Raw genomic sequence first — 15,242 nt, 5'->3', positions numbered from 1 at the left:
CCCTTTAGGAGCCGATCCATGATCCAAAAACCCCTTGGCCGCACCGGTTTGACTGTGCCACTGATCTGCCTTGGCACCATGACTTATGGCGAGCAAAATACAGAGGCCGAAGGTCACGCCCAGATGGATTATGCGCTCGAGCACGGTGTCAATTTCATTGATACGGCAGAGCTTTATTCCATACCACCGCGCCCAGAGACGGCCGGCTTTACCGAGCGCATTATTGGCAGTTGGTTTAAAGCACGCGGCAATCGGGACAAGGTTTTCTTGGCGTCCAAAGTGGTCGGCCGCTCAGCCATGAATTGGTTTAGGGCATCTGGAGCAGGGTCAAGGGTCAATAAAGCCAACATTGACGAGGCGGTCGAAAATAGCCTCAAGCGTCTGCAGACCGATTACATCGACCTTTATCAAATCCATTGGCCGGATCGGCGCATCAATGTGTTTGGCGGCTGGAGCTATAAGGATTATCCCAACGACTATAGTTCGTTTGAAGAGGTGCTGGCCGCCTTAGATGTGTGGATCAAAAAAGGAGCGATCCGCCATATTGGTGTCTCCAACGAAACACCTTGGGGCGTTATGCGCTTTGTCGATGAGGCGCAACGTAACGGCCTGCCACGCATTGTGTCGATCCAAAATGCCTATAATCTTGTGAACCGTACCTTTGAAATGGGTGGGGCAGAAGTCAGCCTACGCGAAAATGTCAGCCTATTGGCTTATTCGCCGCTGGCGCAAGGCTATCTCACCGGCAAATATCTAGGCGGTGCCCGCCCACCCGGTGCCCGCAGCACATTGTTTGAGCGTGGTCAACGCTATGAAGGGCCTGGAGCAGAAGCGGCCCTCAAATCCTATGTTAACCTTGCACACGACCATGGCCTGACCCCGGCGCAATTGGCGCTTAAATTCTGCGCGACGCGAGAATTCATGGCTTCGGTGATTATTGGTGCTACCACGATGGAGCAATTGCGCCATGACATTGATGCCTTTGATGTCGCTTGGTCGCCTGAGCTGGAAGCAGCGGTTGAACAATTGCACGCCACAACACCAAACCCTTGCCCCTAAGCGTTTGGGAGGCACACTGGCATGCGATCATTCATTGCTTTGCCCCTTGATGGGGTTGTCAGCGACCATGTTATCAGGGCACAGATAGGGATTGAGGGCGCAAAGTTGAGACCAACGGACAAAGTGCATAACCTTGCGCATGGTTGGGAAAGTGACGCAAACGCAAGCTCGCAACCTTGATCTGCTCGTGGCGGTTATTCGCCGCACGCCGTTTGAGGTTTCATTTAAGGGGGCGGAATTTCTTGGCCATCAAAAACCCCATTAAATAGGATTAGGCGTTGAGGACAACCCGAATCTCATGGCTTTGCAGCAGGCAGGTGTAAGGACTTACAGTCACATTGGCCTCTTGAGCGACGCACGCAACTTTTAACTCCATGTGATGTTGTGCTATCTGCTGCCTGGCCAAGCTTTAGTGTCGGTTTAACCTGCTAACGCCGCCACGCCTTGTTTCAAGCTGAACCCTCGCACCCAGACCGCTTTTATCTTTATTCAATCCGCCTATACACAAGGAGTCCAAGCTATTATTCGATTGCGGATAAAGATATACTGTTCTTCTAGGTTTGAGCGTAGCTTATTACGCACGCAGTTTCAAATTGGCAATTGAGGACGTCTGGTTCTAAAGGAAACCTAGAGCGTGTCTAACCATTCATAGAAACGGTTTGTCGCATCTTTGATTTCAGTCAAGACGTAAAACCTAAGCGATCTTGTGCGTACCTAAAGAAAGTAGCTTTTTCTGATGTCCTATTCGGATAGCCCCCCTCCTAAGTCTAAGCTCATGCCGCATGAGCATGCCGCTAGCACAACTATACCCAATAATGGGCTCTTAAGCGACGCACAACGCGATCGCTTTGCCGATTTAATGCAAGCAGTTGCTCAGCATAAGGATAAGGTAGCTTATGGGGAATTGTTCGCTTATTATGGGCCGCGCGTGAAGGCCTATTTGATGCGGCTGGGTGCGGACAATCCATTGGCTGAGGAATTAGCCCAAGATGTCATGGTCACAGTTTGGCGCAAAGCCGAACTCTTTGACCGAACCCAAGCGTCAGTCTCAACCTGGCTGTTTCGTATCGCCCGCAACAAACGCATCGATGCCATTCGGCGTAGCACCAAGCCAGAGCTTGATCCCAATGACCTAATGTTACAACCCTCGGAATCAGAGGCTGCCGATCACACTTTGCTAGGCGCTGAACGTGATCGATTGGTGCGCGCCGCCATGGTTGATTTACCAACAGAACAAAGACAATTATTGCATCAAGCATTTTATGATGGTCTATCCCATCGCGAAATCGCACAACAGACGGGTTTGCCCTTGGGTACGGTCAAGTCACGTCTGCGACTGGCATTTTTAAAGTTAAGATCAAAACTTGATGGCCAAGACTAAGGCTTAGACCTACAGTTTCTTGACGTAAACAAATGGCAACCAATATCACTTATCCTAATTGCTGCTGCACAGGCTGACACAATCCAAACGCCACAAGCAATTGCTTAGCTCGAGAAAAGACCACTGGGATAAATAAGGTACGACGATGATCGGGGCAAATTCTAACGACTTCCTGACTGTGGACCCTTCATTGCGTCTACTGGTTGAAACCCAAGCGGCCTTGAAAGGCATGAGGTCTTATTCATTTAATCTTGGCGATATGATAGGCGGGGCAGCTTTAGAAGGCCAAAACCCAGAACCAGTCTCGGAGCATTTTCTATCAAGCGTACTGGCCCGAATTGATCGGTTCGATGATATCACAGCACAAGCGCTGGAGGCAGCTCAGACTGCCGGGCGCTCTATTCATGAATTGTTGCGCTTACCTCAACCCTTACGTGACGTCAGCCTTGAGGCAGCGGCATATCAGGGTTGGACCTTTGTTGGTCCGGGTATGAAATCGATGGTCCTTGAAACCGGCGGTGAACTGCGCGCCAAATTAGTGCGGATTGAGCCAGGGCATGGGTCACCCCAACATGACCACACCGGCACCGAATATACTTTGGTGGTCTGCGGTGCCTTTGAGGATGGCATTGAGCGTTTTGGACCAGGCGATCTGTCGATCAAGCGCCCCGGTCAAGTGCACCATCCAATAGCCCTTGATAACGGTATCTGTATCGCGTTGGTGATTGAAGAAGGCGATATTGCATTGACCGGTGCGCTGGGCATGTTGCAACGTCTGTTCACCCGCCACTAGGTCGTTTAACCCAACTTAGGACGTACTTAGCTCTTGACCCTATGGGCAGACAAGGCAAAGAAGCGCCAAACAGCATGTGGACACCCACGTGGACTAAGCAATATCAGCGGCAGGAGCTCACATGAGCAGCGTTACATCCCAAACCACTTTTCCAAACGGTACCTTGATGAATGGGAAGCGAGGCCTGATCATGGGTGTTGCCAATGAAAAATCGATCGCGTGGGGCATCGCCCAGCAATTGGCAGCACAAGGTGCTCAATTGGCTTTTACCTACCAGGGGGAAGCCCTTGAAAAGCGGATGCGACCTTTGGCACAAAGTGTTGGTTCTGATTTAATCCTTCCTTGCGATGTAACCGATGACCTAGCCTTGGACGCCGTTTTTGCTGCTATTAACCAGCACTGGGGTGGCTTGGACTTTTTGGTGCACGCCATCGCCTTCTCAGACAAGAATGAACTCAAAGGCTCTTTTGTTGAAAATACAACGCGGGAAAACTTTCTACGTACGATGGATATTTCCGCTTTCTCATGGGTCGCTTGCGCGAAACGTGCCGCTCCATTGATGAGCCAAGGCGGCTCCATGATTACCTTGTCCTATTTGGGGGCCGAGCGGGTATTGCCCTCCTACAATGTCATGGGGGTAGCCAAAGCTGCTCTTGAAGCCGCTACCCGTTATATTGCACGCGACCTTGGGCCCAGCGGAATACGGGTCAACGCCATTAGTGCCGGCCCAATGCGCACCTTGGCTTTGGCAGGTATTCAAGGCGGTCGGGGCTTAGTCAATACTGGGCGCGAATGGTCATTGATGAAGGAAGACACTTCCATGGAGGGGATAGCAGGGTGCGCGTTATGGCTGCTTTCCGACATTGGTCGTTCAACGACAGCAGAAATTGTCCATGTCGATGCGGGCTTTCATGTGGTCGGCGTTCCCGACGGGTTGGGTGAGGGTTAGTGGCTGAATGGGAAGCGTAATCTGTACCAACTGATCACCGATCCATTGTCAAACCTTTAAGCCAGATGAAGGCTGACCATACGGATTTTCCCAACACAATCACCCAGTCCAAGCCATACTTATTGGGTTTGGACAAACTCACTCGAGCACGCATAGCCATGTTGAAGCCAAGTCACGATCTCGCGGGCGGCGGGGTGGTCGATAGATTGATATCGCTCGCTTAAGGCCTCCAGTCGATGGCTAAGCTGACTAAGTCCAGCATCTTGGAAACTGATCAAATCCGCGCAAACCATCTCAGCCAGCTGTGGCCCCAGCACCTTGTGTGCCGCAGCCAACCCACTGGCTCCATAGCAATAGGCATCGCCCATACGATAAAGATCAGCAAGCGTCATAGCAGGAATACAAGTCAAATAAGGCTGTAGGGCAGGATTGATCGCGTGGCCTGCTGTCCAATCAGTCAAACGCGCACTACGCCCAGTAAAACCACGTAAGTGTAAAAACCCGCTCATCCGCGGTCCGTCATTGACGGGGTAATTATCCCATAATAGCGGCTTACGACCCAACACCGCGCCAATGTCTTGTACATGTCCAAGTGAGATTTCCAAAGAACAAACTTCTTCGCCTGTCCAATACATATCAATCGCCGGATCAAGTTCAGCCCCTAGTTGAGCCAAATAATGAAGCGGCCTTGGCCCAAACACACGGTCTAAAACCATATCATTGGAATAATAGGTTGGGGTCATAACCAGCTTGAGATTTGGGGCGCTCTCTTTGGCTAAGTGCATAATTTCAATTTGTTTTTGTGCTAAATCAGGCAAATGGCTATGCATATCGTCAAAAAAAATACCAAGGTCATCTATGCCTAGAGAGGCAAGGTCTTTAATTCGACGCACGAAGTCTTGCTTTACACCATGATGAAAATCATTAAAGGCTTCATAAGGACTAAGGCCAATACCAACGCGAACTGATTTTTCCTGACAAAAGCTCACAAAATGGGCGATTTGTTTAGCTTCTTCTGGAGGATGGGTTTCTTGCCAGCGTCGACGTAAAAATGCATCCCCTTTGGGCGCATAATGAAAAAAACGATAGCCCACAGGGGCGAGTTGCTCAACGACGGCGCAACGATCTTCCCAACGCCAAGGTGGCCCAAAATAGCCTTCGATAATGCCTAGATTGGGTTCGGCCATGTCTGGATTTATTCTGGGGCGCTGATTTCTGGCCGGAATTGGGCGACTAACTTATCTTGCGCCGCTCTTTGATCATTGGATAAGCGTTTGCCGATTTCGCGGGCCTTGGCTTCGGCGTCTTGATCACCGCTTTTGCTGGCTATAGAGTACCAATAATAGGCTTGCAAATCCGATTTGGGGCCGCCTAGTCCCTGCTCCGCCATGGCCCCCAAATTAAATTGAGAATCTGCAATGCCTCGACGCGCTGCACGGTGAAAATAGTCTGCGGCACGGGCCATATCGCTGGGAACGCCATCGCCTTGCGCATAATAGACCCCCAAATTATGCATAGCCTCAGAGCTTCCACGTGCCGCAGCGCGTTCGGTCAAAACGCGCGCTTTACCTAAATCTTTAGCCACACCATCACCTGTCTCATATTTTTTGGCCAAGCGGTTCATAGCAAGCATATCACCTGCCTCAACAGCACGATTGAGCAAAGCAAGGCTTCCAACTAGATCACCCACCTGCTCGCGGGCAAGAGCTTGCTCAAACAATGACCTTGATGACTGGGTAAGACTTGGCGTAGTTCGTACTTGGGGTGACGGAGAAGTTACTGGAAGTTGGCCCGGTGACGATAGGGTTACGTCTAAATTTTGGTTTATTGTGGCTTTTGTGACCGACTGGGTGGGTGAGGCACTTTTTCTCTCTGCCTTTGGTGTGATCCGCGCGTTGATTGGATCTGGTTTAGTCCTTTCTATCGGGGGCTGGGTGAAGCGCGCTTTGGTAGCTTGGTTTGGTGGTGGCGGATTGAATTGGGCTTTTTCCAGTCCTTGCTGTGCACTTTTGGAGGGTGGGTTGAAGCTGGGTTTTTCTTTAGCCTCTTTGGACATAAGTGCGGATTCAGAAAGCTGTGCTGAGATTGGGGCTGGAACGGGCGTTAAGTGGCTAGCGCTTTGGTTTAGCGGATCGACGTTGGCAGCATTGGACAACTTATCAGCTGGGTCTTGATTATGGACGTCAGGCTTTTGATTTAATTCTGCGGGTGTTTGCACAAGACTATAAACTGCAAATGCACCCGATGTGACAAGTGCGGCAGCCATAGCCACGGGTGCCATGCTGGGTTTTAACTTGGCCTGCCGAGTTGCACTATTCCCCCTAACCGCATGTGTCTTGCGTTGAGTTTGCGCCGATTTTGCCTTCTTTGGGCCGGACTTTTCTTCATCACGATTTTTGGCATTTAAAACTGGTGCGTCAATTTCTAGGGCGCTTTCATCTGCCGATGTGACAGAAATTGGGTTATGATATGAAGATGAATCGGGATCATGAAGGGGAACCAAGTCGTCCCAGTCCTGATCCAAATCTATAAACGCGCTTTCAGCCTCCTCTTCCAGAACGTCCAACAAAGGTGGGCCAATGAGTTCTTGTCCAAGGTCAATCACTTGATCGGCTGACCGAGTAGGATCGCCTTGGTCTTCACCAATCCTTACTTCTTCTTCGGATAGATATTGGATATCCATTGGTGGAGAATCTGATAAACCGTCCGCACTAACCTCCGACGGAAAGGGGGAGCCAAACCCACCTACTCTCCCACGATTAGTCGCGTTAAGGGGTGGGGTGAAGTTTGGTTCCCTCGTTGCGAAAGGATCTTCGTAACTGGTTGATCCAAATGAGCCTGGCCCAGTCTCAAATGAATAATCATCAATCGCACTGATCGCGTCAGGATCAAACGCCAGTGAAGAACTGGTTCCATCTATATTTGGAATGTCCAAGATGGCTTCAGCATAAGGTGCAACTGTTGCTTGTTCTACAGTTTCTATGCGCGCTGCCAAACTCATCGCCGCCCTTTGTGTGCGATCTTCTGCTGTTTTAATCTCATGGCGCACACGCCCAAGGACTTCATCCAATAAAGCTTGTGTTCGTGCCTCATGGTCTTCAAGGCGGCTTGTCAGCTTAGTGAAAGTGCCTTCCTGATTGGCCTGGAGGCGTTCAGCCCATTTATCCATTTGCTGGGTGAGAAGAGTCATGGTTTGAGTTGACTGGATCTCGCTGCTATCAAGTTTATGGCCTAAGCTTTCAGCAAGTGTATGCAAACGTTCACCCGCTTGACCCAAACTGGATCCATTTTGGTCCTCAAACGAGGAAAGGCGTGTTTCGATCAATCGGCTTAGGTGTTCCAACCGCGTTTTCACATCTTGAATTTCAGACGAAGCATCAGTTTGGCTGTGTGTTTCAAGCTGCGTAATACGCAAGTTCAAGTCATCATTGGCGTGGATCAGGCGGTTGTTGAACTGTTCAAAAACCTCTTGGTTTCGTTTATCAGTAGCGTCCAACCGATCAGCTAATGCTTGCGCAAGATCGATAAAGCGTCGATCAATTTTGCTTGAAATAGCCGTTTCACTTTGCGTATTTGCGTCTTTATCCTTTTCGCCCAAGCGTGTGCTTAATTCGCTCATTTGCGATGCGATTTGTGCCGATTTGGACTCCAAAGCTTCAATGGCAAGCCTGAGATCACCGGTTGTACCAATGGCTTCTACTTGTGTGATACGGGCTGATAGTTCAATCAGGGCATCGACCATCCGGGTGGCATTGTCTTGGGTGAATTCCTGAATTCGATCGGCTTGGTCACCAAGCTTTGCCATAGTGTGATCAAGGGTTTCCTTTACTTGGGTCGACAAGCTTTCGATCTGAGCTATTCGATTTTCAAAATGACCTGCGCCCGTTTGTAGGTTGATGTCCGGATTAGATTCCAACGAGGTAATCCGTGCAGATAAATCCACCATCCCATCCAAAAATCTACGATTGGTCTCTTGAGCCAATGTTTCAGTGGAGCTTAAGCGCTGGGTGACCAGATCTAGACTGCGATCAAGGGTTTGTAGTGACTCTTGGATGATGTGTTCAATTTCCCCGACACGGTTCTCGGTCGCGGTCATTTGCGTCTTCAGCGCGTGTAAAACTGCCTCCATCGCATGCATCGAGGCCAAATGGGCCGTTTCAGGCTCTTTCGTCCCATCCAGACTGATCTTATCGACCAAAAAGTGTTCAGCTTCAGTCAAATCCTGAGGAAGCGAGGGTGGAGGTCCGATCGATTCTGGCGTCGCATCTGTGTTCTTCACAAGGCTGTCCCCAAGGCTTGGGGTAGCTTTATTGCCAACATCTATTGCAACAGGAGGTAAAGTGTCCTTGGCTTCAAATCCATGTTCTTCTGGCGAATTTGACCCAACTTCTAAGCCACTGGCTTCCAAACGGCGGGTTAATTGCTCTAAAGCAGTAGTCAAACGATCCCCTTCAAGCCCCGGTTGTGAAAGGATTTGTGAGGGTGGGTTGGATTCTGGTTTGGGTTCTTCAATGTCAGCAATCAAACGATTCAGCAGCTCGCCAAGCGTCAAGCCTTCGCGCCGCGCGAGGTCTTTGGCGGCCTCACGTGTTTTAGGTTCTAAGCCCTTCACACTCGATGGCGTCTGTCCGCTCATTTGAGTTACTCTTTATCCACCCTGTGATATCTCCAACAAATCCTTGAAAACAATCACCCTCCACATTGCCATCCACTGCTTTGCGTGGTTTGAACAGCTCTTTTGTGACGGCGAAAGTCCCGAATAGGTGTTTGTGCTGGTGTCATGGTAAATGAGGCGTTAACACCCATTAACGTGCACAGCTAAGAATTAGTTGTTTTAAATTTCTTTTTGTGAACTCTAGACCAAGTCTTTAGAGTTGGCGCCTGCTTCAGCATTTTGAATAGCTCAAACTTACTCGATGGCACGGTCCTTGGTTTCTGGAAGCAAGACCAAGGTAATGGTGATGCTAATAGCGGTTATGATCACAGGATACCAAAGTCCTGAGTACATATTGCCATTGGTTGCAACAATAGCCACACCAGCAGCAGGCATAAAGCCCCCAAAAAAGCCGGTTCCCACATGATAGGGCACTGATAAGGCTGTATAGCGAATTCGGGTTGGAAATAATTCTACTAATGCCGCTGCCAATGGTCCATAAAGGGCTGTAGCTGCGATAACAAACACCATCAATATTGTTATAACCATAGCATGGTTGATTTTAGCCGGATCGGCTTTGTTCGGGTAATTGGCAATCTTGAGTGCAGCTTTCACTTCCTTGGTAAATGCGTCCTTGGCAGCCTTTTGGCTTCGCGCGTCTAAGTTCCCGATTTCTACACTTTTGATGGTGTGCGTTCCAATTCTAATATAGGCAAGGCTACCCGCCGGAGCTTGCCGATTATCATATGAAATACCTGCATTCGTCAAAAAACTTTTAGCCACATCGCAAGAGGAGGAAAAGGCATCGCGACCGTCTGGGGTCTTACCAACTGGATTGAACTGAATTGAGCAGGTCGCCTTATCGGCCACCACAACCACCGGGGTTGCGGTTTGGGCAGCGACCAGATCGGGATTGGCAGCTTTGGTCAATTGGTGAAACCCTGGGAAAAAGCTCAAACCGGCCAAAGCCATACCAAATAAAACGACAGGCTTGCGTCCCACTTTATCGGAAAGCCATCCAAAGAATACATAAAGAGCTGCCGAAAGAGTAGTTATGGTCAAGAGCCACACATTGATGGTTTGTGGATCAACTTTTAATTGGCGTTCCAAAAAAACTTGAACATAAAAGAAGCTGGTATACCAAACGACCCCTTGTGCCATCATCAAACTGAACAAAGCAAGCAATATCAGCTTCAGATTACCCCAATTGCCAAAAGCCTCAGACAATGGAGCAGTTGAAGCTGCACCTTCAGCTTTGAGCGTTTGGAACATCGGACTTTCTTCTAATTGCAGCCTTATCCACAAGGCGATGGCCAGCAAAAAAGCCGATAACAAAAAAGGTAAGCGCCAACCCCAGGCTTGAAAAGACTCTTCTCCCAATGCCATTCGGGTGAGGAGCACGACACAGATTGCCAAAAGCAAACCACCCGCTGCAGAGGTTTGCACCCAAGATGTATTCCAGCCGCGTCGATGTGCGGGGGAATGTTCGGCGACATAAATCACGGCCCCACCATATTCCCCGCCCAAAGCAAAGCCTTGGGCAATGCGTAGGGCCACCAACAAGATAGGTGCCCAAATGCCAATCTGGTCAAAGTCGGGCAGCAGGCCCACAGCGAATGTGGATGCCCCCATCATCAAAATAGTAACTAAAAATGCGCCTTTTCGCCCCTTGGTATCGCCTATCGCACCAAACACCAACGCGCCCAAGGGGCGTGCTGCAAAGCCTACTCCAAAAGTTAAAAGTGCAAAAATAAATTGGGCAGCAGGGGGAGAGCCAGTGAAAAAATGCTGCCCCATCACGGAAGCCAACAGACCAAAGATAAAAAAGTCATACCATTCAAACACTGTGCCGGCGGCGGAGGCAGCGACCACAAGCTTAAGATTTTGACGCTCTTGAGACGATGAAGTCGCACTCTGTATCACTCGATGTCCCCTTGCTTGGTATCTGGCTCACAATAAGCTGGGGCTGCTTTGGCAATCAAGTCAGTGTGGAATGGGTTGCTCATTCGGGTACAGTGATTTTTTCACTCTGGGGCACGGCCTAGACGGCGGGCTTCAAGAATGCGTCCGCGTACCAGCCAATTATCTACGTCCTTGGGGGCCAATTGCAAGGCTTGGTTTAAATCACGATCTGCAGCATCATAGGCCTCTTGTTGCAGCAAAGTCTCCGCCCGTAAGCGAAGAGCGAGCACATCGAGCGGGCGAACGGACAAGCACAAGGTCAAATCAGCCTCTGCCTCTGCCCACTGCCCAAGCCCTGCTTTGGCCCGCGCGCGATCAATCAAGAGGTCAGGCTCACCAGGTTTGAGTTTAAGGGCGGCATCAAGAACATTCATCGCCGGGGTAAAGGCTTCAATCATCAGCCATGCATTGGCTGCGCGCGCCATGATCAGCACGCGCTGATCGCTATCGCCCGCATCAGGGGCCGAAGCCAAAACAGTCAGACGTTCTGCCCCACCGGCAATATCCCCCCCTTCGATTTGAGCTATCGCGACACATTGTTCAGCAAAACGAGCCCCACCCTGACTGCGCCAAATCAGGCCATCTTCACGCGCCTCCTCCGGCCTGGTTTCGGCTTTGGTGATACAGGCTTCTAAACGTGCGCTATCTCGTGGATCTATTGCAGCGGAGGCTTGGTCTGCTAGCGTTGCTAACGCCACGGTTAGAGTGAGTATAAGTTTGTAATTCATGACTTTGGTGTGCATGTTAAGGGTTATGATTGGCTTTTGATGGGTTTAAGCGGCAAAACTGAGGCAAAGCAGGTGACATGGACGTTTTGATACTAGGATGTGGTTATGTTGGAACTGCCTTTGGCCTTGCTATGGCCCAAAAAGGGGCCATTGTTAAGGGCAGTTGCCGCAGCACATTACGTGCCAGAGCGCTCACCGCTCAAGGGATTGAGCCAATCTTGTTTGACGGCACCTTAAACGCAGCTCTCGAACGTGCTGCCCAAGCAGCAACACATGTTCTAGCATCTATCCCGCCTGGGCCCAATGGTGACCCAGCCATAACCGCTTTGGCCCGCACCTTGGAGCAGTATCACCCAAGCTGGATTGCCTATTTATCGACCACAGGGGTTTATGGGGACCGCCAAGGTGGGTGGGCTTGTGAAGATGATACCCCTACCCCCTTGTCCATCGAAGCCCAGCGCCGCGCCGAAACGGAGACGACTTGGCAAAGCATAACCCCTCAAGCTCATATCTTTCGACTACCAGGGATTTATGGGCCGGGGCGCAGTGCATTAGAACAAGTTTTGGCCGGCACGGCGCGGCGCATCGACAAGCCCGGACAGGTGTTTTCTCGCGTGCATCAATGCGATATTGTTTCAGCCCTTATGGCGAGCTGCGCCCAACCTAATCCCGGACGCATATACAATGTATGCGATGATCATCCTTGTACCTCTGGTGAGGTCGTGGTTGAAGCCTGTCGGCTTTTAGGCCGTACACCACCACCCTTAATTCCGTTTGAAGAGGCTGAACTCTCGGAGATGGGACGGCGATTTTATAGCGAATGTAAACGCGTCTCAAACCTAAGGATAAAACAAGAATTGGGATGGATACCTGCTTTCCCGACTTATGTTGAAGGCTTGGCTGATTGTTTGGCTCATTTGGATCGGAACGGGCATTGAGGTCAAAGGGCTATTTAGGATACATCTTGTTTAGCCAAGACCAACCGCACCCAAGGCTTTTTTCTGCCGTTTGGCCAAGGCGGCTTCATCATAATCTGCAATTGAGTTTTGAAATAATTGATAAAAGTTGAGCTTGGCCCCTAAATGCAGAAAGGCCGCCCCAAGGCCTATGGCCGCTCTGTCCATGAACACAAACTCCCTTGGCAGTTTTACTGGGCCATATTGTTTTAAGAGGTTTCGTACTTCAAACGCTTGGCTGCGGCCGTATTCCCCTGGTGCAATACCGTCTGCCACGGTGCGACTTCGATTGTCCAACAAGGGTGCATAGATAAAGCGCGCCCACACATTCAAGGCCTCCGCCAGCGGGCGTGTAAGCCCTTTAAAGCCCCAAATCTCATAAGCCTCAAGTGTCCCTGCAAAATCTTCACGCTCAAGGGAGCGATAGAGTTGCACAACCCCTGAGACAAATTGAGCTGGAAAAATCCGTATACATCCAAAATCTAGCAAATTCAGCCGTGCCGCATCGGGAGTTAGGGAATAATTACCCAAATGCGGGTCACCATGAATTACTCCGGTTTGCATCATGGGTATCCACCAAGCGTTGAATAACAGGGTTGCGATGCGATCTCGCTCTTGTTGAGGGGCAGACTTAAAGCTCAGAAGAGGTGCACCGCTAAGCCATGTCATGGTCAGCAATCGACCCGTGGAGAGGGCGTCTATAGGCCGCGGACATTCGATGTCAGGCTGGTTTGCCAGTAAATTGCCATAAAGGCGCATATGCTGACGCTCACGCCCATAGTCGAGCTCCTCACGCAAGCGATCGGTAACCTCATTGACAGCTTCCGTGGGATCAATGGTGCGTTCAAATGTTTTAAAGAGGCCAAGCAGTGACTTTAATTGCCCAATATCGGATTCCACTGCACTAGACATTTCTGGATATTGCAACTTACAAGCCACTTGTGTGCCATCATGCAGCGTCGCGCGATGCACCTGACCCAGAGAGGCTGCATGGGCCGCTTCAGTCTCAAACTGGGCAAATTGACTTTCCCAATTAGCCCCAAGTTCACCGCGCATCCGCCGCTTAACAAATGACCAGCCCATGGAGGGTGCATTAGCTTGCAAAGCCGCCAGTTCTTGGGCGTAATCAGGCGGTAAAAAGTCTGGAATGGTGGCAAGAATTTGTGCCACCTTCATCAACGGCCCACGGGTCTTACCCAGAGCTTGGCGAAGCGCGATTGCGGTTGCACGCTCTCCCTCTTGGCTGCCAAATAATTTTAGCGCACCAAAACTGGCTGCTGCCGCGCCCATATTGACGCCGACTTGTGCAACCCGAGTTAGCCTCCTAGACATTCGATTACGTTCGCTATCCTCGCCCATGTTCGGGATATAGAGCGCTGTGAGTATAGAAGCGAGCCCCATCTCGACGTGTCCGCACCAGCTCTGCTAAGCAGCCTGAAGGGGTCCAGCCATGAGTGCATCGCTTTCTATATTCATCATTACCAAGAATGAATTCGATCGCCTTGAGCGAACGATTGCAGCGGTACGCGACCTCTCCGACGATATTGTGGTGATTGATTCAGGCTCTAGCGATGGCACGATTGAGTTGGCACAAAGCCTTGGCGCGCGGGTGATTTATAATCCTTGGCCGGGTTATGGAGCGCAAAAGCGATTTGGCGAAGATCAATGCCGCCATGCTTGGATGCTCAATATTGATGCCGATGAAGTGGTGACGCATGAACTGAAAGAAGCGATCCGATCGGCTCTGAGCACGGATAACCAAGCGCCATGTGCATTCAAAACCGACATTATCGAAATGTTTCCAGGTGAAATTCACCCCCATCCTTGGGCATTTCGCATAAGTCCGGTGCGGCTCTACCACCGCGATATCGGTCGTTATAATACCTCCCCCGTCCACGATCGGGTGGATATTCTACCTGGCACAACCGTGCATCATTTAGCGGGTATGATTGAACATCGCTCCGTTCGATCCCTTGGTGATGAACTGATCAAACTCAATGCCTATAGCGATAGTCAAGCCGATGATATAGACGAAAAGGGGCGAACATTTTCTGCCTTACGTCTGATACTGGAGTTCCCATTGGCTTTTCTCAAAGCCTATGTGACGCGCCGTCATTGCGTTCGCGGCCTTTATGGCTTTATGACAGCTATGAATTATGCCTTTTTTCGCTACCTCAGGCTAGCTAAATATTGGGAAAGGCGATTAGGCCGTAGAGCTTAAACCTATGTTAGAATCAGCTATCTAACACTTGCTCACTAACCGACCATCCGCGCCAAAATCCTTCTACATGAGCGCTTAAGAAGCGATCAACATCGAAGTCGGCATCTTCATCGTCCCCAAAAGTGGCCAGCATCATCGCAACCGCGGCAACAGGTGCACAAAATAATCGGCTCAAGGTTGCAGCACTGGCCCCTCTGACTTCTTTTGCTGCCAAAGAGCGCTCAAACAATTTTTCAATCGAGCGCTCAATTGGTTCAATGAAACCATTGCGTAAAAATGCTGCAAGGTCAGGAAATCTGTCCGCTTCACCAACAGCTATTCGCCAAGGTGCCAAAGCACCTGGTGCACTTAATGCCAATCGCGCATCTCTGACCAATTGATTGAGCAATGGCTTAGTAGGGCCACGATGGTTGTCAATTAGTCGACAGGCCCCTTCAATTTGCTCGGCCACAACAAGGTCAGTTACAAAAGTTACCAACACGCCTGAAGATACCGCAGGGTCTTGGCCCGCGTGTTTGAGCGCCAATGGAATCAATATC

12 protein-coding genes are annotated in these 15,242 nt (G+C 50.3%); 6 read left to right on the top strand and 6 right to left on the bottom strand.

Features of this window, described 5'->3' with window-relative positions:
* The first annotated feature begins 18 nt into the window (after nucleotides 1–18).
* The 4 genes from PsB1_RS06515 to PsB1_RS06500 all read left to right on the top strand — a co-directional run bounded on the left by PsB1_RS06515 (nucleotide 19) and on the right by PsB1_RS06500 (nucleotide 4,182).
* On the top strand, nucleotides 19–1,059 hold the full coding sequence (locus PsB1_RS06515; RefSeq protein WP_284359894.1) for an aldo/keto reductase: 1,041 nt from the start codon (nucleotides 19–21) through the stop codon (nucleotides 1,057–1,059).
* A 775-nt stretch (nucleotides 1,060–1,834) separates the two neighbouring features.
* Nucleotides 1,835–2,440 carry a sigma-70 family RNA polymerase sigma factor gene (locus PsB1_RS06510; RefSeq protein ID WP_284359892.1) on the top strand — a complete coding sequence of 202 codons (606 nt, stop codon included), beginning with the start codon at nucleotides 1,835–1,837 and terminating at the stop codon, nucleotides 2,438–2,440.
* Nucleotides 2,441–2,585: 145 nt separating this feature from the next.
* Complete coding sequence (locus PsB1_RS06505; RefSeq protein ID WP_284359891.1) at nucleotides 2,586–3,233, top strand: cupin domain-containing protein; 648 nt, start codon at nucleotides 2,586–2,588, stop codon at nucleotides 3,231–3,233.
* Nucleotides 3,234–3,354: 121 nt separating this feature from the next.
* Entirely contained in the window at nucleotides 3,355–4,182 is an 828-nt protein-coding gene (locus tag PsB1_RS06500; RefSeq protein ID WP_284359890.1) for an enoyl-ACP reductase FabI, read from the top strand.
* A 119-nt stretch (nucleotides 4,183–4,301) separates the two neighbouring features.
* Here PsB1_RS06500 and PsB1_RS06495 read toward each other — a convergent pair whose 3' ends face one another.
* The 4 genes from PsB1_RS06495 to PsB1_RS06480 all read right to left on the bottom strand — a co-directional run bounded on the left by PsB1_RS06495 (nucleotide 4,302) and on the right by PsB1_RS06480 (nucleotide 11,526).
* Complete coding sequence (locus PsB1_RS06495; RefSeq protein WP_284359889.1) at nucleotides 4,302–5,369, bottom strand: beta-N-acetylglucosaminidase domain-containing protein; 1,068 nt, start codon at nucleotides 5,367–5,369, stop codon at nucleotides 4,302–4,304.
* An 8-nt stretch (nucleotides 5,370–5,377) separates the two neighbouring features.
* Nucleotides 5,378–8,818 carry a hypothetical protein gene (locus tag PsB1_RS06490; protein ID WP_284359887.1) on the bottom strand — a complete coding sequence of 1,147 codons (3,441 nt, stop codon included), beginning with the start codon at nucleotides 8,816–8,818 and terminating at the stop codon, nucleotides 5,378–5,380.
* Between the two features lie 273 nt (nucleotides 8,819–9,091).
* Complete coding sequence (locus tag PsB1_RS06485; protein ID WP_284359885.1) at nucleotides 9,092–10,759, bottom strand: MFS transporter; 1,668 nt, start codon at nucleotides 10,757–10,759, stop codon at nucleotides 9,092–9,094.
* Nucleotides 10,760–10,860: 101 nt separating this feature from the next.
* On the bottom strand, nucleotides 10,861–11,526 hold the full coding sequence (locus PsB1_RS06480; protein ID WP_284359883.1) for a tetratricopeptide repeat protein: 666 nt from the start codon (nucleotides 11,524–11,526) through the stop codon (nucleotides 10,861–10,863).
* A 77-nt stretch (nucleotides 11,527–11,603) separates the two neighbouring features.
* Between PsB1_RS06480 and PsB1_RS06475 the strand changes: the two genes are divergently transcribed.
* A complete protein-coding gene (locus tag PsB1_RS06475; RefSeq protein WP_284359881.1) occupies nucleotides 11,604–12,464 on the top strand; it encodes an SDR family oxidoreductase in 861 nt (286 codons plus the stop codon).
* Between the two features lie 30 nt (nucleotides 12,465–12,494).
* Here the strand turns inward: PsB1_RS06475 and PsB1_RS06470 are convergent, their stop codons facing one another.
* Nucleotides 12,495–13,883 carry an ABC1 kinase family protein gene (locus tag PsB1_RS06470; protein ID WP_284359879.1) on the bottom strand — a complete coding sequence of 463 codons (1,389 nt, stop codon included), beginning with the start codon at nucleotides 13,881–13,883 and terminating at the stop codon, nucleotides 12,495–12,497.
* A gap of 49 nt (nucleotides 13,884–13,932) precedes the next feature.
* Here PsB1_RS06470 and PsB1_RS06465 point away from each other — a divergent pair, with 49 nt between their 5' ends.
* Complete coding sequence (locus PsB1_RS06465; RefSeq protein WP_284359878.1) at nucleotides 13,933–14,703, top strand: glycosyltransferase family 2 protein; 771 nt, start codon at nucleotides 13,933–13,935, stop codon at nucleotides 14,701–14,703.
* Nucleotides 14,704–14,716: 13 nt separating this feature from the next.
* On the opposite strand, the gene PsB1_RS06460 is transcribed toward PsB1_RS06465, so the two are convergent.
* On the bottom strand, nucleotides 14,717–15,242 hold a 526-nt coding region (locus PsB1_RS06460; RefSeq protein WP_284359876.1), incomplete at its 5' end, for a TetR/AcrR family transcriptional regulator C-terminal domain-containing protein.

Source organism: Candidatus Phycosocius spiralis, from assembly GCF_030158815.1.
Taxonomy (GTDB): domain Bacteria; phylum Pseudomonadota; class Alphaproteobacteria; order Caulobacterales; family Aquidulcibacteraceae; genus Aquidulcibacter; species Aquidulcibacter spiralis.
This window is presented reverse-complemented; position numbering and strand designations above follow the sequence as displayed.